At 60.5% G+C, this 26,087-nt stretch carries 23 protein-coding genes, 4 tRNA genes and 1 pseudogene; 20 read left to right on the plus strand and 8 right to left on the minus strand.

What is annotated here, in order from left to right:
* The first annotated feature begins 848 nt into the window (after positions 1-848).
* From RG836_RS03045 to pyrF, 7 genes are all read left to right on the plus strand, one after another.
* The gene (locus RG836_RS03045) at positions 849-2,516 is read left to right on the plus strand and encodes an AMP-binding protein (RefSeq protein WP_310843102.1); all 1,668 of its coding nucleotides are present in this window, start codon (positions 849-851) and stop codon (positions 2,514-2,516) included.
* Positions 2,517-2,548: 32 nt separating this feature from the next.
* The gene (locus RG836_RS03050) at positions 2,549-2,992 is read left to right on the plus strand and encodes a hotdog fold thioesterase (protein ID WP_310843105.1); all 444 of its coding nucleotides are present in this window, start codon (positions 2,549-2,551) and stop codon (positions 2,990-2,992) included.
* 109 nt (positions 2,993-3,101) lie between these two features.
* Positions 3,102-3,908 carry an alpha/beta fold hydrolase gene (locus RG836_RS03055; protein ID WP_310843106.1) on the plus strand — a complete coding sequence of 269 codons (807 nt, stop codon included), beginning with the start codon at positions 3,102-3,104 and terminating at the stop codon, positions 3,906-3,908.
* On the plus strand, positions 3,905-4,759 hold the full coding sequence (locus tag RG836_RS03060) for an alpha/beta hydrolase (RefSeq protein WP_310843107.1): 855 nt from the start codon (positions 3,905-3,907) through the stop codon (positions 4,757-4,759). Before RG836_RS03055 ends, RG836_RS03060 begins: the two co-directional genes overlap by 4 nt.
* 190 nt (positions 4,760-4,949) lie before the next feature.
* Entirely contained in the window at positions 4,950-5,756 is an 807-nt protein-coding gene (locus RG836_RS03065) for a DUF4892 domain-containing protein (protein WP_310843108.1), read from the plus strand.
* A 69-nt stretch (positions 5,757-5,825) separates the two neighbouring features.
* Positions 5,826-6,875, plus strand: a complete 1,050-nt coding sequence (locus RG836_RS03070; RefSeq protein WP_310843109.1) for an AI-2E family transporter — start codon at positions 5,826-5,828, stop codon at positions 6,873-6,875.
* A gap of 101 nt (positions 6,876-6,976) precedes the next feature.
* On the plus strand, positions 6,977-7,675 hold the full coding sequence (gene pyrF / locus RG836_RS03075; RefSeq protein WP_310843111.1) for an orotidine-5'-phosphate decarboxylase: 699 nt from the start codon (positions 6,977-6,979) through the stop codon (positions 7,673-7,675).
* A gap of 54 nt (positions 7,676-7,729) precedes the next feature.
* On the opposite strand, the gene RG836_RS03080 is transcribed toward pyrF, so the two are convergent.
* A complete protein-coding gene (locus tag RG836_RS03080; RefSeq protein ID WP_310843112.1) occupies positions 7,730-8,734 on the minus strand; it encodes an NADP-dependent oxidoreductase in 1,005 nt (334 codons plus the stop codon).
* Positions 8,735-8,964: 230 nt separating this feature from the next.
* On the opposite strand from RG836_RS03080, the gene RG836_RS03085 reads away from it, so the two are divergent.
* The 4 genes and pseudogenes from RG836_RS03085 (at position 8,965) to RG836_RS27265 (ending at position 13,431) form a co-directional block, all read left to right on the plus strand.
* The gene (locus RG836_RS03085) at positions 8,965-9,726 is read left to right on the plus strand and encodes an SDR family oxidoreductase (RefSeq protein WP_310843113.1); all 762 of its coding nucleotides are present in this window, start codon (positions 8,965-8,967) and stop codon (positions 9,724-9,726) included.
* A 202-nt stretch (positions 9,727-9,928) separates the two neighbouring features.
* Positions 9,929-11,332 carry an aminotransferase-like domain-containing protein gene (locus tag RG836_RS03090; protein ID WP_310843114.1) on the plus strand — a complete coding sequence of 468 codons (1,404 nt, stop codon included), beginning with the start codon at positions 9,929-9,931 and terminating at the stop codon, positions 11,330-11,332.
* A 170-nt stretch (positions 11,333-11,502) separates the two neighbouring features.
* Positions 11,503-12,573 (plus strand): annotated as a pseudogene (locus tag RG836_RS27260) (HAMP domain-containing protein); the annotation flags it as partial.
* Positions 12,568-13,431, plus strand: coding sequence for a methyl-accepting chemotaxis protein (locus tag RG836_RS27265; RefSeq protein ID WP_409078051.1), 864 nt, complete (start codon positions 12,568-12,570; stop codon positions 13,429-13,431). The pseudogene RG836_RS27260 and the gene RG836_RS27265, both read left to right, overlap by 6 nt.
* A gap of 53 nt (positions 13,432-13,484) precedes the next feature.
* On the opposite strand, the gene RG836_RS03100 is transcribed toward RG836_RS27265, so the two are convergent.
* Entirely contained in the window at positions 13,485-14,243 is a 759-nt protein-coding gene (locus RG836_RS03100) for a hypothetical protein (RefSeq protein WP_310843116.1), read from the minus strand.
* Between the two features lie 394 nt (positions 14,244-14,637).
* Here RG836_RS03100 and RG836_RS03105 point away from each other — a divergent pair.
* The 4 genes from RG836_RS03105 (at position 14,638) to RG836_RS03120 (ending at position 15,050) form a co-directional block, all read left to right on the plus strand.
* Positions 14,638-14,713, plus strand: a tRNA-Glu gene (locus RG836_RS03105).
* 2 nt (positions 14,714-14,715) lie between these two features.
* Positions 14,716-14,791 (plus strand) — tRNA-Gly (locus RG836_RS03110).
* A gap of 104 nt (positions 14,792-14,895) precedes the next feature.
* Positions 14,896-14,971: transfer RNA gene (locus tag RG836_RS03115), tRNA-Glu, on the plus strand.
* Between the two features lie 3 nt (positions 14,972-14,974).
* Positions 14,975-15,050: transfer RNA gene (locus tag RG836_RS03120), tRNA-Gly, on the plus strand.
* A 75-nt stretch (positions 15,051-15,125) separates the two neighbouring features.
* On the opposite strand, the gene cqsA is transcribed toward RG836_RS03120, so the two are convergent.
* From cqsA to RG836_RS03140, 4 genes are all read right to left on the minus strand, one after another.
* Entirely contained in the window at positions 15,126-16,376 is a 1,251-nt protein-coding gene (cqsA, locus tag RG836_RS03125; RefSeq protein ID WP_310843117.1) for an alpha-hydroxyketone-type quorum-sensing autoinducer synthase, read from the minus strand.
* Between the two features lie 85 nt (positions 16,377-16,461).
* Positions 16,462-17,100 carry a LysE family translocator gene (locus RG836_RS03130; RefSeq protein WP_310843118.1) on the minus strand — a complete coding sequence of 213 codons (639 nt, stop codon included), beginning with the start codon at positions 17,098-17,100 and terminating at the stop codon, positions 16,462-16,464.
* 1 nt (position 17,101) lies between these two features.
* Positions 17,102-17,872, minus strand: coding sequence for a 2OG-Fe(II) oxygenase (locus RG836_RS03135; protein WP_310843120.1), 771 nt, complete (start codon positions 17,870-17,872; stop codon positions 17,102-17,104).
* An 89-nt stretch (positions 17,873-17,961) separates the two neighbouring features.
* Complete coding sequence (locus RG836_RS03140) at positions 17,962-18,588, minus strand: alanyl-tRNA editing protein (protein WP_310843122.1); 627 nt, start codon at positions 18,586-18,588, stop codon at positions 17,962-17,964.
* Between the two features lie 91 nt (positions 18,589-18,679).
* On the opposite strand from RG836_RS03140, the gene RG836_RS03145 reads away from it, so the two are divergent.
* The gene (locus RG836_RS03145; RefSeq protein WP_310843125.1) at positions 18,680-19,666 is read left to right on the plus strand and encodes a LysR family transcriptional regulator; all 987 of its coding nucleotides are present in this window, start codon (positions 18,680-18,682) and stop codon (positions 19,664-19,666) included.
* Positions 19,667-19,717: 51 nt separating this feature from the next.
* On the opposite strand, the gene RG836_RS03150 is transcribed toward RG836_RS03145, so the two are convergent.
* On the minus strand, positions 19,718-20,125 hold the full coding sequence (locus RG836_RS03150) for a PA2817 family protein (RefSeq protein ID WP_310843126.1): 408 nt from the start codon (positions 20,123-20,125) through the stop codon (positions 19,718-19,720).
* An 83-nt stretch (positions 20,126-20,208) separates the two neighbouring features.
* Positions 20,209-22,656 (minus strand): acyl-CoA dehydrogenase, encoded by a 2,448-nt coding sequence (locus RG836_RS03155; RefSeq protein WP_310843128.1) that lies wholly within the window; start codon positions 22,654-22,656, stop codon positions 20,209-20,211.
* Between the two features lie 262 nt (positions 22,657-22,918).
* On the opposite strand from RG836_RS03155, the gene RG836_RS03160 reads away from it, so the two are divergent.
* The 4 genes from RG836_RS03160 to RG836_RS03175 all read left to right on the plus strand — a co-directional run bounded on the left by RG836_RS03160 (position 22,919) and on the right by RG836_RS03175 (position 26,086).
* Complete coding sequence (locus RG836_RS03160) at positions 22,919-23,578, plus strand: transglutaminase-like domain-containing protein (RefSeq protein WP_310843129.1); 660 nt, start codon at positions 22,919-22,921, stop codon at positions 23,576-23,578.
* Positions 23,579-23,621: 43 nt separating this feature from the next.
* Positions 23,622-24,245, plus strand: a complete 624-nt coding sequence (locus tag RG836_RS03165) for a glutathione S-transferase family protein (protein ID WP_310843131.1) — start codon at positions 23,622-23,624, stop codon at positions 24,243-24,245.
* A gap of 132 nt (positions 24,246-24,377) precedes the next feature.
* On the plus strand, positions 24,378-25,310 hold the full coding sequence (locus RG836_RS03170) for an ABC transporter ATP-binding protein (RefSeq protein WP_310843132.1): 933 nt from the start codon (positions 24,378-24,380) through the stop codon (positions 25,308-25,310).
* On the plus strand, positions 25,307-26,086 hold the full coding sequence (locus RG836_RS03175; RefSeq protein ID WP_310843133.1) for an ABC transporter permease: 780 nt from the start codon (positions 25,307-25,309) through the stop codon (positions 26,084-26,086). Before RG836_RS03170 ends, RG836_RS03175 begins: the two co-directional genes overlap by 4 nt.
* Position 26,087: the final 1 nt, after the last annotated feature.

Here is a 26,087-nt window from a genome sequence, read left to right on the forward strand (position 1 = left end):
AGCGCTTTAATCCCCTCCATTCGGTGCCTCGCTAAGGCTCGGCATGCCTTCACTCCGGCCTTGCTCCGTGGGCCCGCCGCCATCGGCCATCCATGGCCGGGGGCGGCTAACCCGGCGTCCTGCCGGGTTGTCCACTGCGCAAGACCTGCGTTCAGCCTCTGGTTAACGGGGCAGAGCAGATCAAAAGCAAAAGCCAGATCAAGAGCAGCCGAGGCGGCCTAGTAGCCGACCTGGCTTCGGGTTGTACGCGTAATTCTGTGGGAGCGAGCCTGCTCGCGAAGGCTATCTCCCTGCTGATGAGTAAATTGCGGATTTCCCCAAACCCTGTGGGAGCTTGGCTTGCCAGCGATGACTTCTGTTCAGGCACTAGAGACTTGACAGGTGTACATATCCATTCCTTAGGTGGTGGCCTCTATGGGTTCCGCTCTTACAGCGGGTTACTTGGAAAAGCGCCAAGTAACCAAGCGCTTTCATCCCCTCCATTCGGTGCCTCGCTAAGGCTCGGCATACCTTCACTCCGGCCTTGCTCCGTGGGCCCGCCGCCATCGGCCATCCCTGGCCGGGGGCGGCCAACCCGGCGTCCTGCCGGGTTGCCCACTGCGCAAGACCTGCGTTCAGCCTCTGGTTAACGGGGCAGAGCAGATCAAAAGCCGGATCAAAAGCAACAGCAGTCGAGACGGCCTAGTAGCCGACCTGGTCTCGGGTTGTATGCGTGATTCTGTGGGAGCGAGCCGGCTCCGGGCGGCGTTCCGACTAAGGCGTTGTTATTTTTTGTGTGAAATTAGTCAACCAAGCACTTGCTTGGTTGACTACGCTTGCTCAACACAAAAATAACAGGAGCGCATCACATGTCTGCTGTCATTCGTTTGCCGCTGGAGGTGTTTTACGAGCGTGAGGCTCGCCATCCGCGTCAGCGGTTTATGGTTCAGCCCAGTGGTGGCGGGCAGGTGGAGACGTTGAGTTGGGCCGATGTCGGCCATCAGGCGCGTTGCGCGGCGCACTGGCTACGGGCACGGGAGTTGCCGCAGGGCAGTCATATCGCGCTTATTTCGAAGAATTGCGCCCACTGGATCATCGCCGACCTGGCGATCTGGATGGCCGGTCACGTTTCGGTGCCGCTGTATCCCAATCTCACCGCCGACTCCGTGGCCCAAGTGCTGCAACACTCCGAAGCAGCGCTGGCGTTTATCGGCAAGCTTGACGATTGGCCGAGCATGTCCCAAGGCGTGCCCGCCGATCTGCCAACCATCAGCCTGCCGCTCTGTCCCGAAGGTTCGTTCAGCTTTACCTGGACCGATTTGCAGCGTAGTTCGCCGATTCAGGACAACCCGCAGCCGCCGGCCGAGGCGCTGGCGACGATCATTTACACCTCCGGCACCACAGGACTGCCGAAAGGCGTGATGCACAGTTTCGGCAACCTCGGTTTCGCTGCCACCCGCGGCACTCAGTTGTTCGGTCTTAACGAGTCCGACCGGCTGCTGTCGTACTTGCCGTTGTGCCATGTCGCCGAACGCATGTTTGTTGAAATGGCCGCGATCTACACCGGGCAAACGGTATTTTTCGCCGAAAGCCTCGACACCTTCCTCACCGATCTGCGCCGCGCACGACCGACGGCGCTGTTTGGCGTGCCGCGAATCTGGACCAAATTCCAGATGGGCGTGTACAGCAAAATGCCCGCCAAACGCCTGGATTTCCTGCTCGGCCTGCCCTTCATCGGCAAGCGCGTCGGGCACAAAGTGCTGGCAGGCCTGGGCCTGGATGCCTTGCGCGTAGCGCTGTCTGGTGCCGCGCCGGTGCCGCAGACGCTGCTGCTTTGGTACCGCAAGCTTGGCCTCGATGTGCTGGAGGTCTACGGTATGACCGAAAGCTGCGGCTACTCACACATCGGCACCCCCGGTGATGACACCCCTGGCTGGATCGGCCGGCCATGCCCGGAAGTCGAGGTGCGCATCGATGAGGCGGGCGAAGTCCAGGTCCGCAGCCAGGCGACCATGCTCGGGTATTTCAAGGAGCCGCAGAAAACTGCGGAGACCATCACCGCCGACGGTTTCCTGCGCACCGGCGACAAGGGCGAGCAGGATGCCGAAGGGCGGCTGCGCTTGACGGGACGATTGAAGGAAATTTTCAAGACCAGCAAGGGAAAATACGTCGCCCCGGCGCCGATCGAGAATCGCTTGGCGGTGCATTCGCGCATTGAGCAGGTCTGTGTGGTCGGCGATGGCTTGAGCGCACCGCTGGGCCTGTGCGTGCTCTCGGCGGTGGGCTTGCAAGACGCCGTGGGCAGTGCGCGCAACGGGCTGCACTCGAGTCTGGAAGAACTGCTGGAGGAGGTCAACGGCAGCCTCGATAAGCACGAACGGTTGCGGCGGTTGGTGGTGGTCAAGGACAACTGGGCGGTGGAAAACGGCTTCCTCACGCCAACCTTGAAGATCAAGCGCAACATGATCGAGGCTGCTTATGGCGCGCGCTTCGAAGAATGGAGCGAGCGCAATGAAGCGGTGCTGTGGCAGGATTGAGCATCGAACAAAACCAATAAAGGAAGGCAACGATGAGTTTGTGGCGTACCACTCCCAGCATCGAGCAGTTGAACGCGATCCAGAAAAACACCATCGGCGAGCTGCTGGACATCCGTTTCGAGAGCTTTGACGATGAGTCGCTGACCGCGAGCATGGTCATCGATCACCGCACCCACCAGCCTTACGGCTTGCTGCATGGCGGCGCCTCGGTGGTGCTGGCCGAGTCCGTCGGTTCCATGGCCAGCTACCTGTGCATCGATGCCAGCAAGTTCTACTGCGTGGGCCTGGAAATCAACGCCAACCACCTGCGCGGTCTGCGCAGCGGTCGGGTGACAGCTGTGGCCAAGCCGATCCACATCGGCCGCACCACCCACGTCTGGGACATCCGGTTAACCAGCGACGAAGGCAAGGCCAGTTGTGTGTCGCGCCTGACCATGGCGGTGGTACCGCTGGGTGAAAAGCCGCCGGCACGCTGAATCGGTCATCAGCACGGCCGGACTGTCATCATTCCTGGCAGTTACGGTCATTGCTGTGGGGCCGTGACTTACGGACAATCGACGCTTGTTTTGAGGTGGATTGGCCGGTATGTCGCAGCAGATTTTTTTCGCCCACGCCAACGGGTTTCCGTCGGGGACTTATGGCAAGTTGTTCGCCGCGCTGGCGCCTGAGTATCAGGTTGCGCACCTGCAACAGCATGCGCACGACCCGCGTTTTCCGGCGGACGATAACTGGCTCAATCTGGTGGATGAATTGATCCATCACCTGCAGCAACAAGCCCAGCCGGTGTGGGGTGTGGGGCATTCGTTTGGCGGTGTGCTGCATTTGCACGCCGCGCTGCGTTGCCCTGAACTGTATCGCGGCGTGGTGATGCTCGATTCGCCAGTGCTGACCCGCGCCGATCAGTGGGTGATTCGCGCGGCAAAGCGTTTCGGTTTCATCGATCGCCTGACTCCGGCCGGGCGCACACTCGGTCGCCGCGAAGAGTTCGCCGACCTCGACAGTGCCCGGGCGTATTTCGCCGGCAAGACGCTGTTTCGCGCGTTCGACCCAGAATGCCTCGACGCTTACTTGCAGCACGGTTTGCACCAGGTCGGTGATTGCCTGCGCCTGAGCTTCGATCCCGCTACCGAAATCAGTATCTTCCGCGGCGTGCCGCACACCAGTCCCGGGCGCGCGCGGGAGTTGAAGGTGCCGCTGGCCGTGGTGCGCGGGCGCCAGAGTCGAGTGGTGATGCGCCACCACGCGGTCGGAGTCGGTCGCATGCCCCACGGGGAAACCCTGACCATGCCCGGCGGCCACATGTTTCCCCTCGAACGCCCGCAAGACACCGCCACGCTGTTGAAAAATCTGTTTAACCGCTGGGAAGGCCGGCGCCAAAAGGACACCCCATGAACAGCGCCGTTGAGGAAGTACGCCTGAGCCTGCCGCACATCGAACTGGCCGCGCATATGTTCGGCCCCGAGGACGGCTTGCCCGTGATTGCCTTGCATGGCTGGCTGGACAACGCCAACAGCTTCGCGCGGCTGGCGCCCAAGCTTCACGGTTTGCGCATCGTCGCCCTCGACATGGCCGGACACGGCCATTCCGGGCATCGGCCTTTGGGCGCGGGTTATGCCTTGTGGGATTATGCCTATGACGTGTTGCAGGTCGCAGAACAACTAGGCTTCAAGCGGTTCGGTTTGCTCGGGCACTCCATGGGCGCGATCGTTTCCGTAGTGCTGGCAGGGGCGCTGCCGGAGCGGATCACTCATCTGGCGCTGATCGACGGGGTGATTCCTCCTACAGCCTCTCACGACAATGCCGCCGAACGCATGGGCATGGCCCTGCAAGCGCAACTGGATTTGCAGGCCAAACGCAAACCGGTCTACAGCAACCTTGAACGTGCCATCGAAGCGCGGATGCGCGGCTTGGTGGCGGTCAGTCGCGAAGCAGCCGAACTGCTCGGCCAGCGCGGCTTGATGCCGGTCGCCGGCGGTTACACCTGGCGCACCGACAGTCGCCTGACCCTGGCTTCGCCGCTGCGGCTGTCGGATGAACAGGCGTTGTCCTTCGTACAGCGTATCGCCTGTCCTACGCAATTAGTCGTCGCGGCTGACGGCATGCTCGCCAAACACCACGAGTTGCTGGAGCGTCTACCCTTTGCCTGTGAGCAACTGCCCGGTGGCCATCATTTGCACCTCAACGACGAGGCCGGCGCCGAGCTTGTCGCAGACTGTTTCAATCGGTTCTTCGCCGTTCCTTGACTTGCGCCCGGCAACTGTCGAGGCTGGTCGGGTTGAAAAGGGAGACAACCATGATCGATCTCTACACTGCTGCGACATCCGATGGCCGAGTTCCGGCCGTCATCCGGGGTGACGTTCATGTGCCGCAGTACCGCGATGACGCCCGTCCTGGCGTAAGCGTTCCGGCCATTTCCATCCGATGAGTCGCCTTATGCGCTCCATCAGCCTGCTGGCGTTCTGTTGTTTCAGCCCCTGGTTATTCGCCGCCGATGTGCCCGGTAGCCAGGACTTACCCTTGGTTCCACGGCTGGCCGACGCGCAAATCGTCGACTATCGCACGGCGACCGAGGTCGAGCGCATCTACCCAATGGGCTCGATCCGCAAGATCAGCGGTCAGTTGCGCTTCGACGGTCAGGTCAGTGCCCGTGGGCAAACCACTTCGATCACCTATGAATTGCCTCCGGAGCATGCCTCCACCGAAGCCTTCACCGCCGCCCGCGAAGCCTTGCAGGAAAAGGGCGCCGAACTGCTGTTCTGGTGCCAGGCGCGGGATTGCGGTGAAAGCAGCCTGTGGGCCAACGAAGTGTTCGGCAACGCCAAGCTCTACGGCTCCGACGAGCAACAAGCCTATTTGCTTTTGCGCCTGGCCGCGCCACAGGACAGCACCCTGGTGGCGCTCTACAGCATCACCCGCGGCAATCGCAAAGCCTACCTGCATGTCGAACAGTTCGAGGCGAGCACGCCGCTGGGCGACTTGCTGCCGACCTCGGCCACGCTGCTGCGTCAGCTCAAAAGCACCGGCGAACTGGACCTGCCAAAACTCGTCGCAGAACCCGACGCCACCTGGCTGCGCCTGATCTCCCGCGGCCTCAATCTCGACACCACCTTGCGCATCAGTGTTTCTGGCCAGCAGGCCGAAGCCTGGCGCCAGGCCCTGATCAATCAAGGCGTGCGAGCCGCGCGCATGGAGACCGGCAAGGTCGAAGACGCAGGCCTGCGCATCGAACTCTTGCGCTAAGCTGCATCGGGCGAACGGCTTGGCACCGTCCGCCTACTCTTTGTTGGTTGAACTTGCTCGAGAGATTCCATGCTCAATAACGATCGACTGTTGGTGCAGATCCTGCTCCTGGTGCTGTTTGGCGCGAGCTTATGGGTCATGGCGCCGTTCTGGTCGGCGCTGTTCTGGGGCGCTGTGCTGGCCTTCGCCAGTTGGCCGCTGATGCGCCTGCTGACCCGCTGGCTCAACGGCCGTGAGTCGCTGGCCGCCGCTATATTGACCGTCGGCTGGATGGTGTTGGTTGCGGCGCCGCTGGTTTGGCTGGGCTTCAACCTGGCGGACCACGTGCGCGATGCCACGGCCTTCATCAAGGATGTGCAAATGGACGGCCTGCCGGAAGCACCGGTCTGGCTCGGCAGTTTGCCTCTGGTGGGTGAACGCCTGGTGGGCATCTGGAACAGCATCGATCAACAGGGCGCGGCGATGATGGTCGCGGTCAAACCCTATCTGGGGCAGGTCGGCAACTGGCTTCTGGCGCGCAGCGCACAGATTGGCGGTGGCATCCTTGAGCTGACTCTGAGCATCGTCTTCGTGTTTTTCTTCTACCGCGATGGGCCGCGCCTGGCACATTTCGTACACGGTTTGCTGGAACGTCTGATCGGCGATCGCGCCGGGTATTACATCGAACTGGTGGCGGGCACGGTGCAGCGGGTGGTCAACGGCGTCATCGGGACCGCGGCAGCGCAAGCAGTGCTGGCGTTGATCGGTTTCCTGATCGCCGGCGTGCCGGGGGCATTGGTGCTGGGGATTGTCACCTTCCTGTTGAGCCTGATTCCCATGGGCCCGCCCCTGGTGTGGATTCCCGCCACGGCCTGGCTGGCGTGGAAGGGCGAGTACGGGTATGCGGTGTTCCTCGGGATTTGGGGGATGTTCATCATCAGTGGTGTGGATAACGTGCTGAAGCCGTACCTGATCAGCCGCGGCGGCAATTTGCCGTTGGTGATTGTGTTGCTGGGGGTGTTTGGCGGGTTGATTGCGTTTGGGTTTATCGGGTTGTTTATCGGCCCGACGTTGTTGGCGGTGGCGTACAGCTTGTTGACGGATTGGAGTAAGAGCCATGCGCGGGTTGAGCGGCTTTGAATGAACTGATCGCTGAGGACGATTTACCGATCACCGGGTCCCGCAGCGCCGCTGGTTCCGCTACAATGCGCGCCGATTTCGACTTGCCTGAGAGCCCACTCATGTCCGCTTGCCAGACTCCTATCATCGTCGCCCTGGATTACCCCACCCGTGACGCCGCACTGAAGCTGGCCGATCAGTTGGACCCGAAACTGTGCCGGGTCAAAGTCGGCAAAGAGCTGTTCACCAGCAGCGCCTCGGGTATCGTCGGCACCTTGCGTGACAAGGGTTTTGAAGTATTCCTCGACCTCAAATTCCACGACATCCCCAACACCACCGCCATGGCCGTCAAGGCAGCGGCGGAAATGGGCGTGTGGATGGTCAACGTACACTGTTCCGGCGGCCTTCGCATGATGGCGGCGTGCCGTGAAGTGCTCGACCAGCGCACCGGTCCGCAGCCGTTGCTGATCGGCGTGACCGTGCTGACCAGTATGGAGCGCGAAGACCTGGCGGCCATCGGCCTCGACATCGAGCCGCAGGAGCAAGTACTGCGTCTCGCCGCGCTGGCGCAGAAAGCCGGGATGGACGGCCTGGTGTGCTCGGCGCTGGAAGCCCAGGCATTGAAGGCCGCTCACCCGTCGCTGCAACTGGTCACCCCAGGGATTCGTCCGGCGGGCAGTGCGCAGGATGATCAACGGCGGATTCTCACCCCGCGCCAGGCGCTGGATGCCGGTTCTGATTATCTGGTGATTGGCCGGCCGATCAGCCAAGCGTCGGATCCGGCGAAGGCGCTGGCGGATGTGGTGGCCGAGATCGCCTGACCACCGCAAAAAACTGTGGGAGCAAGCTCACTCCCACACTGACTGAGTCTGGCTTCAGACCTTCAACACCAACTTCCCAAAGTTTTCACCGCTGAACAACTTGGTCAGTGTTTCGGGGAAGGTCTCCAAGCCCTCGACGATGTCTTCCTTGCTCTTAAGCTGCCCCGCGGCCATCCAACCGGCCATTTCCTGCCCGGCGGCAGCGAATTGCGCGGCATAGTCCATCACCACGAAACCTTCCATTCGCGCCCGGTTGACCAGTAGCGACAGGTAGTTGGCCGGACCTTTGACCGCGTCCTTATTGTTGTACTGGCTGATCGCGCCGCAGATCACCACCCGCGCTTTCATCGCCAGGCGGCTCAACACTGCATCAAGAATATCGCCGCCGACGTTATCGAAATAAACGTCGACGCCTTTCGGGCACTCGCGTTTCAGGCCCGCGTGGACGTCTTCGTTTTTGTAATCGATGACACCGTCGAAACCCAGTTCGTCGATCAGGAATTTGCACTTGTCGGCGCCGCCGGCGATGCCGATGACCCGGCAGCCCTTGAGCTTGGCGATTTGCCCGGCGATGCTGCCCACCGCGCCTGCAGCGCCGGACAGGACCACGGTGTCGCCGGCCTTTGGTGCGCCGACGTCGAGCAGGGCGAAGTAGGCGGTCATGCCGGTCATGCCCAGTGCGGACAAGTAACGCGGCAGCGGCGCCAGTTTCGGATCGACCTTGTAGAAACCTCGCGGCTCGCCGAGGAAATAATCCTGCACGCCCAAGGCGCCGTTGACGTAGTCACCGACCGTGAACCCCGGGTTATTCGACGCGATGACTTGGCCAACACCCAGCGCCCGCATCACCTCGCCCAGGCCAACCGGCGGAATGTAGGACTTGCCTTCATTCATCCAGCCACGCATGGCCGGGTCGAGGGACAGGTATTCATTCTTGACCAGAATCTGTCCTGTCGCCGGTTCGCCGACCGGGACTTCCTGATAGGTGAAGGTCTCGCGGGTCGCCGGGCCCACCGGGCGTTTGGCGAGCAGGAACTGGCGGTTGGTCTGGGCAGTCATGGCAGGTGCTCAAGATGAGTGAAGCCTTGTTGATAGCTGCTCAAGGGCTCCGGCGCAAGGTTGGCTGATGCGGCGAATGCAGGTCGATCCAGTGCAGTGATGGTCCGTCGGGGTGTTCTATCACCGTCATCCATAAGGCCATAACCCGCGTTTGGATAGTGCTGCCCCGGCACGGCGGCGATGGCTAGACTGCTGCGACACGATCCCGCGTATTTCTCGAGGACATAACAATGAGCATGACGTTTTCCGGCCAGGTAGTAGTGGTCACCGGTGGCGCCGCCGGCATTGGCCGCGCGACCGCTCAGGCATTCGCCGCCGAAGGCTTGAAAGTGGTGGTGTCGGACCTCGACGCCGCCGGTGGCGAAGGCACCGTGGCGCTGATCCGTGTTGCGGGCGGCGAAGCGACTTTCGTGCGCTGCAACGTCACTCAGGAAAGCGAAGTGCGACATTTGATGGAGGAAGTCATCGGCACTTACGGCCGTCTCGATTACGCCTTCAACAATGCCGGCATTGAAATCGAAAAGGGCAAGTTGCCCGAAGGCACCCTGGACGAGTTTGACGCGATCATGGGCGTCAACGTCAAAGGCGTCTGGTTGTGCATGAAATACCAGCTGCCGTTAATGCTGGCCCAGGGCGGCGGGGCGATCGTCAACACTGCGTCGGTGGCGGGCCTGGGTGCTGCGCCGAAGATGAGCATCTATGCGGCGTCCAAGCATGCGGTGATCGGCCTGACCAAATCCGCGGCGATCGAGTACGCCAAGAAGAAAATTCGGGTCAACGCGGTCTGCCCGGCGGTGATCGACACCGATATGTTCCGCCGCGCTTATGAAGCTGATCCGAAGAAAGGTGAATTCGCCAACGCCATGCACCCGGTGGGGCGTATCGGCAAGGTCGAGGAGATCGCCAGCGCCGTGTTGTACCTGTGCAGCGATGGCGCGGCGTTCACCACCGGTCATTCCCTGGCAGTGGACGGCGGCGTCACGGCGTTCTGACAGAAGAGTCGTCGAGTCTTGTAAGAAAAAACCCGCGTTCAAGCGGGTTTTTTTTCGGTCGCAGTTTTTAGCCGTTTTTCAGCGCTGGCCATTGTGTTTCAAATGGTTAGAACGGTGCTTTTTGACGGCGTTGTCGCACATCGTTTTCGGCGCGCCTGTGCTTAACTCCTTCCCGCAAAAACAGTCAGGAGTTTGCGTGCTCATGGAATTGAGAATTGACCGACAGGCCCTGGTGCCTGTCGTACAGCAAATCGTCGACGCGGTGGCTGGCTGGATCCGACGCGAAGAGGTGAGCCCAGGCACTCGTCTGCCGTCAACCCGTGCGCTGGCGAGGGACAATCTGGTCAGCCAGTCCAGCGTCATCGAGGCGTATGAGCGGCTGATCACCCAAGGGGTCTTGGCGTCGAGGCATGGTTCGGGTTTCGTGGTGGCGGCGCCGCTGCCGGTCAGCGCTTGCGCCTGCGACGTTGCGTGGTTCGAGGGCAGCGAGCCGCAGCGTATCGACCGTGTCGACGCTGGCCCCGCCGCGCTGAAGTTGTGTTGCGGCAGTTTGCCTGAGAGCTGGCGGGAAACCGACGACCTCAGTTATGCGATCCGCCAGGTCACCCGCACTGACATGGCCGGACTGTTCAGTTACAGCACACCCCTCGGCTTGCCGGCCTTGCGCCAGCAAATCCTCAAGCGCTTGAAGCTGCTGGACATCCCGGCAAGTGAAGACTCCCTCCTCAGTACCGCCGGCGCCAGCCAGGCCCTCGACCTGGTAGTGCGCACTCTGCTCAAACCCGGCGACTGCGTGGTGGTGGAGAACCCCGGTTATGCACCGCTGTTCGACCTGCTGCGGCTGCACGGCGTGCGCATGGTCGAGGTGCCGCGCACGCCCCGTGGGCCGGACATTGACATTCTGGAGGCCGTTCTCGCCTCAAACCGGCCACAGGCCTTGTTCATCAACAGCTTCTTCCACAACCCCACCGGCAGTAACCTGGCGCCGGCGGTGGCCAACCGTGTGCTGGCCTTGGCCAAGCACTACGGGGTGCTGGTGATCGAAGACGATGTGTATGCCGACCTGAACAGCCCGTGCGGTGCTCGGCTTGCCTCGCGGGCGGGCGACACCTCGGTGATTTACGTCGGCAGTTTTTCCAAAACCCTCAGCAGTTCGCTGCGCGTCGGCTTCGTCGTGGCACCGTCGGAAATGGTCGCGCGCCTGGCGGAAGTGAAGATGGTCAGCAGCATGGGCGCGTCCAGGTTCTGTGAGGCGGTGCTGGCCAATCTGCTGGCCAACGGCGCTTATCGCAAATTGGTGCAGCGGCAACGACAACGTTTAAGTTGCCATCGGGCTCAGGTTTTACAGGCATTGGACGATGCAGAGTGGGAGGTCTTTGGAAAACCGAGCGGCGGTTTGTTCGTCTGGGCGCGCGCCAAATGGCTGAATCACGAGCAGTTGCGTGAATTGGCCAGTGACTGCGGCGTGCAGCTGTCTTCTCCAGGCGCGTTCAGCCCGACGGGGGAGGCGGGTAACTGGCTGCGGATCAACGTGGCATTTGGCAGTGACCCACGAGCGATGACGTTCTTCAAGGCAGCGACTCGGGATCGACCTCGAATGTTCTGAAAGCGACGCAGGCGTAGCTAATTGCCATTATTCCGACGCCAGAGACTTGTGCTGACGGGCACGCCGTTGCGACTCTGCAAACTTACAGAATGGTCTTGCTGCCATTGGGCATCTGAAGGGGATTACGCGCAATGATTTCGGCCGTGCAAGGACGTTTTGCCAACCTCGGTATGGCGAAGAAACTGGGGATCGGGTTTGTCCTCGTCCTGTTGTTGACTGCATTGGTGGCGGCCATTGGCGTTTGGTCCTTGCAGACCATCAGCCAGCGCTTCGGCGGCCTCAAGCAGATGTCCTCGCTGAACAGCGAGTTGCTCAAGGTGCGGCTGCTGGAGCAGGAATATGCCTTGCGCGGCGACCCGAAAACCGTCGACGCCTTGCACGCCGGCGTCGATTCGCTGGTGGCCCTGGCAACGCAGTTGAAAGCGCAATCAGCGGCCAATGTGCCGGTGATGAATGATGTTGAGCAGTCCCTGGCGGCGTATCGCAAGGCGTTCGACGAGTTTGTCGAACTGACCCAAAGTAAGGACCTTGCGCTGGAAATGGCCAGTTGGTCGGTGTCCAGTGTGGCCAACAATCTGGATGTTTTGCAGGCGGGCCTGGCGGACGACGGCGGTTATACGCTGAAAACCTCGGAAGGCAAGGAGGGGGCGGAATTCATCGAGCAGGCCAACCAGGTCAGCCAAGTGTCGCGCCTGATGCTGCAAGCCCTGAACGAAGCCCGGGTACGTCTGGATCAAAGTCGCAAGGGCGTTGACGAGGACGCGGCACAGGGCAAGATCGAGCAGGCCGAGCAGGCGCTCGCTCAGGCCGAAGCGTTGAAAACCTCAATCAAGGATGCCGGTTACCAGACCGTGCTCAATGAAGTGGCGGGCCATATCGCCAGTTTCAGCGAAAAACTCACCGAGTACACCGGCCTGCTGGCCCAGGAAAAACAGGTCTACCAGCAACTGCACGAACGCGCCGCGCAAGTGGTGGAGCGGGTGGATCGAGCCTATGACGCTGAAGACCTGTCGATGCAGGCCGAGCTGAACAAGAATTCACTGCTAATCCTCGGTTCCTCGGCGCTGGCCTTGCTAGTCGGGCTGATCGCCTCATGGTTTATCACCCGGCTGATCGTCACGCCGTTGCGTCGAGTGATCGCCGTGGCGCAGCAAATTGCTGCCGGTGACCTCAGCGCCAAAATCGAAGTGACGCGGCGCGATGAAATCGGCCAGTTGATGCAGGCGATGCAGCAGATGGGCGCCGGGTTGAGCCAGATTGTCAGCGGCCTGCAAGCCGGCATCGAGCAGTTGGCGAATTCTGCGCAATCGCTGTCGGCGGTCACCGAGCAGACCAACCTCGAAGTCAGCAGCCAGAAAGAAGAGACCGAACAAGTCGCCACCGCCATGAACCAGATGACAGCCACGGTGCATGACGTCGCGCGCAATGCCGAAGAAGCGGCCGTGGCGGCACAGACCGCGGACGGCAAGGTCGAAGACGGCCAGCAAGTGGTGCGCCAGAGCATGGCGCGGATTGAGCAACTGGCCGACTCGGCGACGTCCGCCAGTTCCAGCATCGAAAGCCTCAGCGCGGAAATCCAGAACATCGGCACCGTGCTCGGGGTGATCAAGAGCGTGGCAGAACAAACCAATCTGCTGGCGCTCAACGCCGCCATCGAGGCCGCCCGGGCTGGCGAGCAGGGCAGGGGCTTTGCCGTGGTCGCCGACGAAGTCCGGGCATTGGCCAAGCGCACACAGCAATCGACCGAAGAAATCGAGCGGCTGGTCAGCGCCCTGCGATCCGCCGCGCAGTCGTCGGTGCAGCAGATTCAGAACAGTGGCGAGCTGGTGAAACTGGCGGTGTCCGACGCCCTGCAAACCGAAAGCGCATTGGGCAGCATTGCAGCGGCGGTGTCGTTGATTCAGCAGATGAACCAGCAGATCGCGGCGGCGGCGGAAGAGCAGAGTTCAGTGGCTGAGGAAATCAACCGCAGTGTCACCAGTATCCGCGCGAGTGCCGATCAGTCATCGCTGGCGATGCAGGGCAATGCGGCGTCAAGCATCGAGCTGGCGCAGTTGGGCGTGGAACTGAAGGGGATGGTCGGGCATTTCAGGTTGTAATGTTCGGGCAAAAAAAAGCCACCTTGATCGGTGGCTTTTTGCATGTGCGCTGATCAGTCGTACACCACTTTCTTCTTCCAGTCAGCGTCGGCTTCCACTTCCTTGAGCCCGGTGGTCAATTGGTTAACTTCATCTTCAGCCGGGGCGGTCTTGTCCATGACTTGGGCGTTGGCCCGGGCCAGGAGTTTTTCCAGGTACTCCAATTGTTCGGCGTAGATCTGCGGTTCCTGCTGTTTGCGCAGGTATTGCACGCCGCGCTCGAACGCCAGCCGCGCCTGGCCAGGCTGATTCTGCTGCAGGCATTGCTGGCCGAGGTTGTTGAAGAACTCGATGTGCAGCAACACCAGAATATGCCGGACTTCGCGAATCCAGCGCTTGGCTTCGGTGGGTTGCAAGAAGCCGTCTTGCGCCGCGCGGGTGATCTGACCGTGCAAGGCTTCGAGCAGGAAACGCACGTCCTTGGCCTTGGCTTCGGTCTGGATGGGCGAGGGCGGGTTATTTACCGGCAGCGATTCGCCTTGGGCGGTCAGAGCTGACAACTCGGTGATCCGTGCCTTGAGGTTGGCGCTGGATTTTTCCAGGTTGAGCAGTCGCTGGCAGACGTTGAGTTCCAGTCGGGTCAGTAACAGCTTCAACGCCGGTGTCATCAGCTGACCAGGGAAGGTCTCGGTGATTTCGCCGCAACGACGCAAGCGGTCATTGAGTTCGACCTTGGCGCGGGCCTTTTCCAGTTTGTTGTTTTCCACCACATGGTTCATGTAGCCAATGGCGATCAATAGTGCGATCCCGGCTACGACTAGCAGGGTGATCATGAGTGGTGTCACCGGTAAGACCTCTTGATAGGGTTCGCGTGCGAGTGTAGTGGCTTGGCATAGGGGCGCATAGCGCCGCACGACGAGTTGGTTCGGTGGCGTCCAGACCTGTATCGGCTGTCTTCGGTTATCGATAAGTCAGCTGTAATCAGGTGCATGCACAATGCCATCATTCATCAGGGTGGACTATAACCGCTTGGCGGGTGCCAGAATATAGGCGTCAATGGCCGGGCGACGGAAATGCCGGAAATCGTCCTGAAAGCACCTCGAAGTCATTGATTTAAATAAATTTATATCTGGGGGTTGACGACCCTTCAATCCATCCATAGAATGCGCGCCACTTACAGCGTAAAGCACACAGCGAAGCGCAGTAGGGAGTGAATGTTGTACGTGTGTCCCCTTCGTCTAGTGGCCTAGGACACCGCCCTTTCACGGCGGTAACAGGGGTTCGAGTCCCCTAGGGGACGCCAATGCGGGAATAGCTCAGTTGGTAGAGCACGACCTTGCCAAGGTCGGGGTCGCGAGTTCGAGTCTCGTTTCCCGCTCCAATTTTAAACGCTCTTGCTTTCGGGCAAGAACGAGTGAAACCAGAACCAAGTCTTCGGATGCGGATCTGGGCACCGAAACACACACCATGTGTTCCGGGTAGCGTGTCCCCTTCGTCTAGTGGCCTAGGACACCGCCCTTTCACGGCGGTAACAGGGGTTCGAGTCCCCTAGGGGACGCCATTTGCGGGAATAGCTCAGTTGGTAGAGCACGACCTTGCCAAGGTCGGGGTCGCGAGTTCGAGTCTCGTTTCCCGCTCCAATTTCTCAGAAACGCCGCTCAATTGATCGGCGTTTTTGTGTGTGCGTGATTTGTCGCGTACTCGCGATCAAAATCCTATGGGTCCGCCGATCTCGGCCGTTTCCACTGGTCCAGCCTCACCTCATCCCGAATCTGCGCACACACATCTATCAGGCGCTCGACGTCCATTTCACTGAGTCCCGAGTTCATGGACAGCCGTATCAGGGAGCGGTGAAGCCCGGTGGCCGGCGCGCAAAATACCGAGCCAAATATGCCCCGTGCTTGCAATGCATCCCGCAGGCCAAGGGTCAGCAGTTCGCGCCCTGATTGCAGCGCGATTATTTGCTCGGTGCCCGCGCTGGTGTCGTAGCCCAATTGCGTGAGCGCTGTTCGCACCTGCCGGGTGACTGCATGCAGCTTGAGGCGACGATCGTCAGCGAGTGTGATGAAGTCCGCCACCTGTTCGAACCAGGTCAGCTCGTGATCCAGCAGGCAGGAGCTGAAGATTGCCGGATAGGACTCCATTGCGAAGTAATCCTTGAAATGGCTCGCGCAAGTGATCAGTCCGGCGCGCCCGGCGAACGCTTTGGCCAGGCTGGCCGTCTGGAAATGCACGTTGCGCATCAGGTCCTGCTCGGCCACCAGTCCGGCACCATGGGGGCCGTGGGTCCCGAGCGAATGGGATTCGTCGACCACCAGAACACAGTCGTTACGCTGCGCAACATCGGCGAAATCCGCCAGGGGACAGCGACTTCCGTTCGTGCTGTAGACCGCATCCACTGCAATCACGCCTCGGCCATGCTTCTTGATCTGGCGCTCCGCATGGGTGGCGTCGTTGTGGGCAAAGGCGATCGCGCGGGCGTGCGCGGCATGAGCGCCTTGCCAGAGCGACATATGTGCGTGGATATCCAGATAAACCGGCGTGTGCTGATCCGCGATGGCTTGCAACAGCCCGACATTGGCGGCCCAGCCTGATTGGCAAAGGATGCTGTCGGGTGCGCGCATAAATTGCGCGAGGCGTTGTTCCAGTCGCGCGGTTGGCGTATCGCCGTGAAGAAAGGTGGCGGACATGAGCAACTGATGTTGCGTTGCCATTACGGCGCCAGCGTGTGCCTCAATCAGTTGGCGCTCGTTAGCCAGGCATAGATAATCGTTACTCGACAGGTGTAACGCCGTGGAGTCCGGCAGGGCGCCGCGCAGCAAATGTTCGCCCGCCCATCGCTGCTGGATGCAGCCGACAGCGTGCCCGGTGATTCGTGACTCCACGAAATCTGGTAACTCAGCGCTGGAGAAGGGATGGGCCGCAGGCATGGAGAAGCCTTCGAGTGTCAGCGGGATGTCGCTCATCACACTTAACGCGTTCGGCCGCCCGCTGCCTACTGTCAGAGTTGACAGGTTTGCTTGAAAACCGACGAATGACGGACCTGTTTACTCACATGGACAACACCAGTCGCCCGGCGAACAGAATCAGGATCACCCCCATGCCGCGTTCGAACCAATGCCCCATGCGCAGGAACAGCAGGCGCACGCCGGGGTTGGAGAAAAACAGCGCGACGATCACGAACCACAGCGCATTGACGAAGCACATCCATGCGCCGTACAGCGCTTGAACCTGCAAAGGCGTGTTCTCGCTGATCAGGCTGGTGAAAATCGCCAGGAAAAACAGCGTCGCCTTGGGGTTGGTGGCGTTGGTCAAAAAACCGGTGCTGAAAGCTTTGAGCAAGGTTTGCTGCTGCGTTGGCGGCTCTTCAGAGGACTCACCCTCTATCGCTGATTTAGGTTGGCTGCGCAGCAGGTTCACGCCGAGGTAAACCAGATAAGCGCCGCCGAGCACCTTGGCGGCGGTCAGCATCCACGGCAGGGTGTGCATCAGTGCGCCAACGCCCAGTACGGTATACAGCACGTGCACGGAAATTCCGGCACCAATTCCCAGCGCTGTGCAAATGCCCACAGGTCGGCCGAAGCGCACGCTCTGGCGGATGGTGACGGCGAAGTCCGGCCCGGGGGCCACCACTGCGAGGAAGTGAATGGTGGCCAGTGCGAGGAATTCCCCCAGGTAATTGGAAAGCATGTCAGCTCCAGAAGGTCAGGGGCGACGCACTGCCGCGGTAGCCGACAAAAAAAGACAGGCTCAGACGCGGGTCTTGAATGCCCGGCGTTACCGCGTGCATGCAGCGCGAATTGAACATGATGAAATCCCCCGGCGCAGGACGAATTTCCAGGGCGGGAGGGCCGAGCAGGGCCGGATCGATGCCATAGCTATCGCCGCGCATCTCGTCAAATTGCTCCGGTGAAATGGCCTGATCCCACATCTGCAACGCACCGCCGACGGCGGGCATGTTCAAGTACAGGTTGCAGGCGAACTGCGCCTCCAGGCTTCGGGCCTGGAAACTGTCCGGCGCGTCCTTGGCGAAAACGTCGTGGTGGGCGAGAAAGCACACACCGGGTTTCACTACCCTGGACAGGCCCACGTACATTTTGCGGCCGTAAAGACTTTCCAGGTGCGCGCCGGCCGGCCACGACTCATCAAGCAGGCAGCGCAAGGTATCGACGGGGGACGCGTACGGTGCACATCGGTTGCGCAGTTCAGCAATATTGCGGGCGGCTCGATCGAAGTAATCTTCGATCAGCATCGGCTGGTTTTCCGCCTCGTAGAACGCCATGCCGATGCGGCCGATGCTCGGTGCGTTGATATAGCCTTCAAATCCGGGAGCGAGAATTTTGTCGCCAATCTGCAGCGCCAACGGCGGCGGTAAAAAGCCTTGCAGGCGAACGGCGAGCACCTCCTGGTTCGCCAGTTTTTTTATGCACGTCTCATCGAGACGCTCGACATCCAGCATCATGCTTTAGATCCATCTAAGGGTGAGTCAGCGGGCCGACGAATGCCGGGCCTGAGTATCAAGCGATGCCGCCATGGCGTCGCCTCGGGTGCTCAGTCCACGTGATAGTGGACGGACAGCGTGCTCTTTTTCTGTGAGAGTGAAGCAATGGTGATCGAGCCCAAATCCTTGAGGCTCTTCACGTGAGTGCCGCCGCAACCATAGGCGGGTAATTCACCAAATCCTATTTCCCGGACACCTTCGCGCAACGACGTCAGGCGCGGCAAATCATGGGCGATCCACTGTTCGACACCGGTTTGCAGGGTGATGGCGTCAATCTCCTCGGCGCCGTCGCCAGGCTTGAACTGCACCTTGCCTTCATCCGGCCAGTGATGCGCCTTGATCGGCATCCAGCCCAGCGCCTGGACGAAATGCCCGATCAGATGCCCGGCAGAGTGCATGCGCGTATTGAAGCGGCGGCGCTGTTCGTCGACCCGGATCGCAACCATGCCAATTTTTACCGGTGCGTCGACGAAGTGAACGATGCGCTCCGGCTCCTGCACCACTCGCAGCACTCGGCTGTCGCCGATCCATCCGGTGTCACAAGGTTGGCCGCCACCCTGGGGATGAAACAGGGTCGCACGCAGGATCACTGCGAACTCCTGCTCATGTGCTGTGCATTCGAGGACTTCGACGTTGGCCTTGAGGTCATCACTGTGGAAAAAGAGGCGAAGCGTCATGGTGCACCCTGTATCACTGGTTCATTATTTTTATTATAGGGACGGCCCTGATGCGTGATAATCCGTTCAAACCTCAAAGGACTTGTGCGCCGTGAGCATCAATTTACCGCTGCCGCTGCTGGGTGAGATGGCGATTTTCGTCAAGGTCGTTGAGACCGGCAGCTTCTCCGAGGCCGCGCGGCATCTGGGTTCGTCACCATCGGCGATCCGCCGCAGCATCTCGCGTCTGGAAAAAGCCCTGGCTACCCGGTTGCTGCAGCGCACCACACGCAAGTTACGCCTTAGCGATGGCGGGGAAGAGGTGTTCAAGCGCTGTCAGGAGATGGTCAGCGCGGCCAAGTCAGTGATGGAAATCAGTGGCCAGTTCACCCATGAAGCCGAGGGTCGGGTACGGATCAGTGTGCCGAAAGCGGTCGGACGTTTCGTGATTCATCCGCACATGCCGGAATTCCTTCGGCGTTTCCCCAAGGTCGACATAGAGCTGATGCTTGAAGATCGGCAGGTGGACCTGATCGACGACCACGTCGACCTGGCGATCCGCATCACTGATCGGCCACCCGTGGGGTTGGTCGGACGACAACTGCTGACTATTGATCATATGCTCTGCGCCACGCCGCGCTACCTGGCCGAGCACGGCACGCCGAGCCATCCCCATGATCTGCTCAATCACAGCTGCATCTATCTGGGGGAAACTCCGCACGATGCGCGCTGGAAATTCAAACAGGGCAGCAAATCGGTCACGGTCGGCGTGCGCGGTCGATACGCGGCCAACCACACCGGCGTGCGCCTGGGTGCGGTGCTTGAACATATTGGCATCGGCAGCCTGCCGTATTTCACCGCTCGCCATGCGCTGGAGCAGGGCTTGCTGGTGCAGGTACTGCCGGAGTGGACCTTCCTGGCGTCCTACCACGGCGGTTTGTGGCTGCTGCATTCCCCAACGCGTTATTTGCCGCCGAAGTTGCGGGTGTTGATCGACTATCTGGTGGAATGCCTGGAGAAAGAGCCAACCTTGGGCAAGCCGTCAGCGAAGATTGCGGCGCAATACGAAATGCCGGAGAGTGACGGTTTGTCCCGATAAAAAAGGCCCGTCGGTTCAGCACCGCGGGCCTTGATAATCACTGATCGCAGATCAGTGCTTGCTGTCCTGATTCGACATCGACAACAGCTGTTTTTCCTGATTCCAGTCGAACGGTTCGTCGTTCTGTTCGGCTTCGAAACGACGTTCTTCCAGCGCCTGATACAGATCGATTTCGTCATCCGGCATGTAGTGCAGGCAGTCACCGGCGAAGTACCACAGCAGGTCGCGCGGGACCAGGTGGGCAATTTGCGGATAGCGGGTGATCACCTGGCACAGGATGTCCTGGCCGAGGTACTGGCTTTCAATCGGGTCGACGGGCAGCAACGCACGCAGCTCGTCAAAGCGCTCCAGAAACAGAGCGTGGCTTTCTTCAGGAACCTGCTCGGCCTCACCCACGGCGACCAGGATGCTGCGCAGGTGGTCGAGTAAAACGAGATGGTCGGCAACGACGTTGGACACGAGATAAGTCCTCAAGAGCAAAACGGGCGCAGGAGTATAAAGCCCCGGCGCCCGTTTTTCATATCAAAGCTGCTGCTGAAAGATCAGCGGACCCGCCCTTCGCCCAGTTTCAATGCTTCTTTGTCGAAGGCATCCACGTCGATCACCTTGCGTCGCGCCACTTCGGCGTCCCGCAGCGACTGGGCTTCCAGTGGTTGCAGCACTCCGGCCTCCAGCGCGGCGTCGATGGCATGTTCGCCGGCTGCCGGTGTGACCTGGCCGCCCTTAAGGGCGAGATGCAGTTTCTTCTGTAATGGTTGCGCGGCACCCAGCAGGTCGCTGGCATGTTGCAGCGCGCCGACCGGATCTTGCGCCGACTGCGGGCGGTAGCATCCGGCGAGCAGTTCTTCCAACGTCGGATCGCCCTTGGCGCGGCCTATCACCCCTGCCACTTCGGCATCGAGTCGGTCCGACGGACCTTTGTGACGGCGGCCGAACGGGAACACCACCACTCGCAGCAGACAACCCAGCGCCTTGCTCGGGAAGTTTGTCAGCAATTCATCCAGCGCCCGTTCCGATTGGCCGAGGCTTTCCTCCATGGCCCAGTTGAACAGCGGCGCCATGTGCTCCGGCGAATCCAGGTCGTGATAACGCTTGAGCGCCGCGGACGACAGATACAGGTTGCTCAACACGTCGCCAAGGCGCGCAGACAATCGTTCACGGCGTTTCAGTTCGCCGCCCAGCAACATCATGCTCAAGTCGGCCAGCATGGCGAATGCCGCCGCCTGACGATTGAGTGCACGGAAGTAGCCCTGGCTGAGCTTGTTGCCTGGCGCGTGTTCGAAATGCCCTAAGCCCAGGTTGAGCACCAGCGTGCTCGCCGCGTTGCTGACGGCAAATCCGATGTGCTTGAGCAGCAGGCCGTCGAATTCCTTAAGCGCCTCGTCCTTATCTTCGCGGGCGGCGAGGGCCATTTCCTTGAGTACGAACGGATGGCAGCGAATCGCGCCCTGGCCGAAAATCATCAAGTTGCGCGACAGAATGTTCGCGCCTTCCACAGTGATGAAGATCGGCGCACCTTGCCAGCTGCGGCCGAGGTAGTTGTTCGGGCCCATGATGATGGCCTTGCCACCGTGCACGTCCATGGCGTGGCTGATGCACTCGCGGCCACGCTCGGTGAGGTGGTACTTGAGGATCGCCGACAGCACCGACGGTTTTTCGCCGAGGTCAACCGCGTTGGCGGTGAGCATGCGCGCCGCGTCCATCATCCAGGCGTTGCCGCCGATGCGGGCCATGGCTTCCTGAATGCCTTCGAAGGCGGCCAAGGGAACGTTGAACTGCTCGCGCACATTGGCGTATTGGCCGGTCACCAGGCTGGTGAACTTAGCCGCGCCAGTGCCCACCGCCGGCAAGGAGATCGAACGCCCGACCGACAGGCAGTTCATCAGCATCATCCAGCCTTTGCCGAGCATTTCCTGGCCGCCGATCAGGAATTCCAGCGGAATGAATACATCCTTGCCCGAATTCGGACCGTTCATGAACGCCGCGCCCAGCGGCAGGTGCCGACGGCCGATCTCGACGCCCGGGGTGTCGGTCGGAATCAGCGCCAGGCTGATGCCCAGGTCTTCCTCGTCGCCCAGCAAGTGATCGGGGTCGTAGGCCTTGAAGGCCAGGCCGAGCAGGGTGGCGACCGGACCCAGGGTGATGTAGCGTTTTTCCCAGTTCAGGCGCAAGCCAAGTGTTTCCTGACCTTCCCATTGACCCCGGCAAATGATCCCGGTGTCGGGCATGGCGCCAGCGTCGGAGCCAGCCAAGGGACCGGTGAGGGCGAAGCAGGGGATATCGTCGCCACGGGCCAGCCGCGGCAGGTAATGATTGCGTTGTTCATCAGTGCCGTAATGCAGCAACAGTTCGGCGGGGCCGAGGGAGTTAGGCACCATCACGGTCGAGGCGAGGTCGCCGCTGCGGGTCGCCAGTTTCATTGCCACTTGAGAGTGCGCATAGGCTGAGAAGCCCTTGCCGCCGAACTCTTTGGGGATGATCAGGGCGAAGAAGCCGTTTTGCTTGATATGGGTCCAGGCTTCTGGTGGCAGGTCCATGTCCTGGCCGATTTGCCAGTCGCTGACCATCGCGCACAATTCCTCGGTCGGGCCGTCGATGAACGCCTGTTCTTCCTCGGTCAGTTGCACTTTTGGATAGGCCAGCAGTTTGTCCCAGTCCGGGCGGCCGCTGAACAGCTCGCCATCCCACCACACCGTGCCCGCATCGATCGCGTCACGCTCGGTCTGTGACATCGGCGGCAGGGTTTTCTGGAACCAGTTGAACAGCGGCGCGGTGAAGTACCGGCGGCGCAGGTCGGGCAGCAGCAAAGGCGCGGCAACCGCGGCCAACAGCACCCAGAAGATCAGCAGTAACCAGCCCGGCGCGTGACTGAAGATGCCCATGGCCACCAAGTAAACGGCGACGATGCCCAGGGCAGGCAGCGGGGCGATGCGGCGGTGGGCGAGGTAGGCAATCCCGACGACCAGAACCAGTATCCACAACAACAGCATATGTAATCCTCCGTGAATCAGGGCAAATCCGACCTTCAGAGCTTAGACGGCATCCGTTAATCAGGCGTGTCAGCACAAGGCGATTGAGTTCGTGGGAAACCTTCGATGGATTTCGTCAGACCTGTGGGCAACAGGGCGTGGAAATCGTTCGTGGATGGCGCGGTAAAGCGCCCATGTTTGGCCGAAACGCCGTTTTCTGTGTGCTGAAGGTGTCGCTAGACTCGGGGCTTCCCCACTCGGGGCTTTCCAGGAGATCCAGCGCATGCACGAATACCTGAGTCCCGGCCGCTTCATCGATAGTGACCATCCCTCGGTGGTGGAGTTCGCCGAAAACCATCGCGGCATTTCCCGCGACTCCCGTGACCAGGCAGTCAGCCTTTATTACGCCGTGCGCGAGGCCGTGCGCTACAACCCTTACACCTTCAGCCGCGACCCAGACACCTTGCGCGGCAGTTACGCATTGGCCAGCGGCGAAAGTTACTGCGTGCCCAAGGCGACGCTGCTGGCCGGTTGCGCGCGGCATTGCGGGATCCCGGCGCGCATCGGTCTGGCGGATGTACGTAATCATTTGTCGACCCCGCGTCTGCTGGCGTTGCTCAAGAGTGACGTGTTTGCCATGCATGGTTATACCGAGATCTACCTGAACGATTGCTGGGTCAAGGCCACGCCGGCGTTCAACCAGGGCTTGTGTGAACTGTTCAACGTCGCGCCGCTGGAATTCGATGGCATTCATGACAGCGTGTTTCACCCGTTCAATCGCCAGGGCGAACTGTTGATGGAGTATCTGGTGGACCACGGTCAGTTCAGCGATGTGCCCGAAGCATTTTTCTTCCAGCACCTGGAAAGCTGTTACCCACATTTATTCGGCGACGACCTGCCGTTGCTGCTGGGGGACCTGCAGAGCGATTTGAGCCGCGCCTGATCCGGCGTATGCTGCTCGCGCATTCATCCAATGAGGAGCGGTCATGCTGAAGATTTGGGGTCGGAAAAATTCATCGAATGTGCGCAAGGCACTCTGGGCGGCCGAAGAGCTGGGCCTGGAATACGAAACGATCGACGCGGGCGGTGCGTTTGGCGTGGTCGACTCGCCGGAGTACCGGGCCAAGAACCCGAACGGTCGGGTGCCCATGATTGAGGACGGTGATTTCGTGCTGTGGGAATCCAACAGCATCGTGCGTTACCTGATGGCCAGCCACGCCAGTGATTCGAACTGGTACCGCAGCGATCTGCAGCGTCGCGCGACCGCCGACAAATGGATGGACTGGACCACTTCCAGTTTCACCGACCCGTTCCGCGTGGTGTTCTGGGGTGTATTGCGCACGCCTGCCGAGCAGCAGAACTGGACTGCGATCAAAGCCGGGATCAAGACCTGCGACGATTTGCTGTCGACTGTCAACGCGGCACTGGCCGAGCAGCCGTACCTGTCCGGCGATGAAATCGGCATGGGCGACATCCCCCTCGGCAGCTTTATTTACGCTTGGTTCGAGATGCCGATCGAACGCGCGCCGCAGCCCCATATCGAAGCCTGGTATGCACGTTTACGGCAGCGTCCGGCCTATCAAAAAGCCGTTATGACTGCTTTAACTTAATAGCGACTATCAACACACTTGACTGTACATGTGTGGCGGTGACAAGCACCATTGCGCCCATGCGCCGCGGTTGCATTGCTCGCCGCCCGCCCCCAACTCTTCTATTCCCCCGTCTTGGTGTGTAAATCCGATATGAGTTCCGCTCTGTCCATCCGGCAGCTAACCAAAACCTACGGCAACGGTTTCCAGGCCCTGAGTGGTATCGATCTGGATGTCGCCGAAGGTGACTTTTTTGCCTTGCTCGGCCCTAACGGCGCCGGCAAATCCACGACCATTGGCATTCTCTCGACCCTGGTGAACAAATCCAGCGGCACGGTGAATATCTTTGGCCATGACCTGGACCGCAACCCGGCGCAACTCAAGCGCAGCATCGGTGTGGTACCCCAGGAATTCAATTTCAACCAGTTCGAAAAAACCTTCGACATTGTCGTGACCCAGGCCGGTTACTACGGCATTCCGGCGAAAGTCGCCAAGGAACGCGCCGAGCAGTACCTGACCCAACTGGGCCTGTGGGACAAGCGCGATGTGCCGTCCCGCTCGTTGTCTGGCGGCATGAAACGGCGACTGATGATCGCCCGTGCGCTGGTTCACGAACCGCGCCTGCTAATCCTCGACGAACCGACCGCCGGGGTCGATATCGAACTGCGGCGCTCGATGTGGAGCTTCCTTACCGAGCTGAACCAGAAAGGCATCACCATCATCCTCACCACTCATTACCTGGAGGAGGCTGAGCAGCTGTGCCGCAACATCGGGATCATCGACCACGGTGTGATTGTCGAGAACACCAGCATGAAACAATTGCTCGGCCAGTTGCACGTCGAGACGTTCCTGCTGGACCTGAAGAACGACATGAGTGTCGCGCCGCAATTGCTCGGCTATCCCAACCGTTTGCTGGACAGCCGCACGCTGGAAGTGCAGGTCGACAAGTCCGCCGGCATGACCGCGCTGTTCAGCCAGTTGGCGCTGCAGAACATCGACGTGCTGAGCCTGCGCAACAAAACCAATCGCCTTGAGGAGCTGTTCGTGTCCCTGGTGGAGAAAAACCTGGCGAAGGTGGCGTTATGAGTTCCGAACTGCAACCCAACCTGGTCGCCCTCAACACCATCGTTTACCGCGAGGTCAAACGGTTCACCCGCATCTGGCCCCAGACCCTGCTGCCGCCGGCGATCACCATGGTCCTGTACTTCGTGATCTTCGGTAACCTGATCGGCCGGCAGATTGGCGACATGGGTGGCTTCACCTACATGGAGTACATCGTGCCGGGGCTGATCATGATGTCGGTGATCACCAACTCCTACGGCAACGTGGTCTCGAGCTTCTTCGGCAGCAAGTTCCAGCGCTCGATCGAAGAACTGATGGTGTCGCCAGTGTCGCCGCACACCATTCTGATCGGCTACACCTTGGGCGGCGTGCTACGCGGCTTGATGGTTGGCGTGATTGTGACCTTGCTCTCGCTGTTCTTTACGCACCTGCAGGTGCATCACCTTGGGGTGACCATCCTGGTGGTGGTATTGACAGCGACGATCTTCTCGCTCCTGGGCTTCATCAACGCGGTGTTTGCGCGCAACTTCGACGATATTTCGATTATCCCGACCTTTGTGCTGACGCCATTGACCTACCTCGGCGGGGTGTTCTACTCGATCAACTTGCTGCCGCCGTTCTGGCAGACGGTGTCGCTGGCCAACCCTGTGCTGCACATGGTCAACGCCTTCCGCTACGGCATCCTTGGCGTCTCGGACATCAGGATCAGTATCGCGATTACTTTCATGCTGGTGGCCACCGTGGTGTTGTACCTCGGTTGCGCGCGATTGCTGGTGAGTGGGCGGGGCATGCGTACCTGAT

The sequence above is a fragment of the Pseudomonas rhizozeae genome, from assembly GCF_031583775.1.
Lineage (GTDB): Bacteria > Pseudomonadota > Gammaproteobacteria > Pseudomonadales > Pseudomonadaceae > Aquipseudomonas.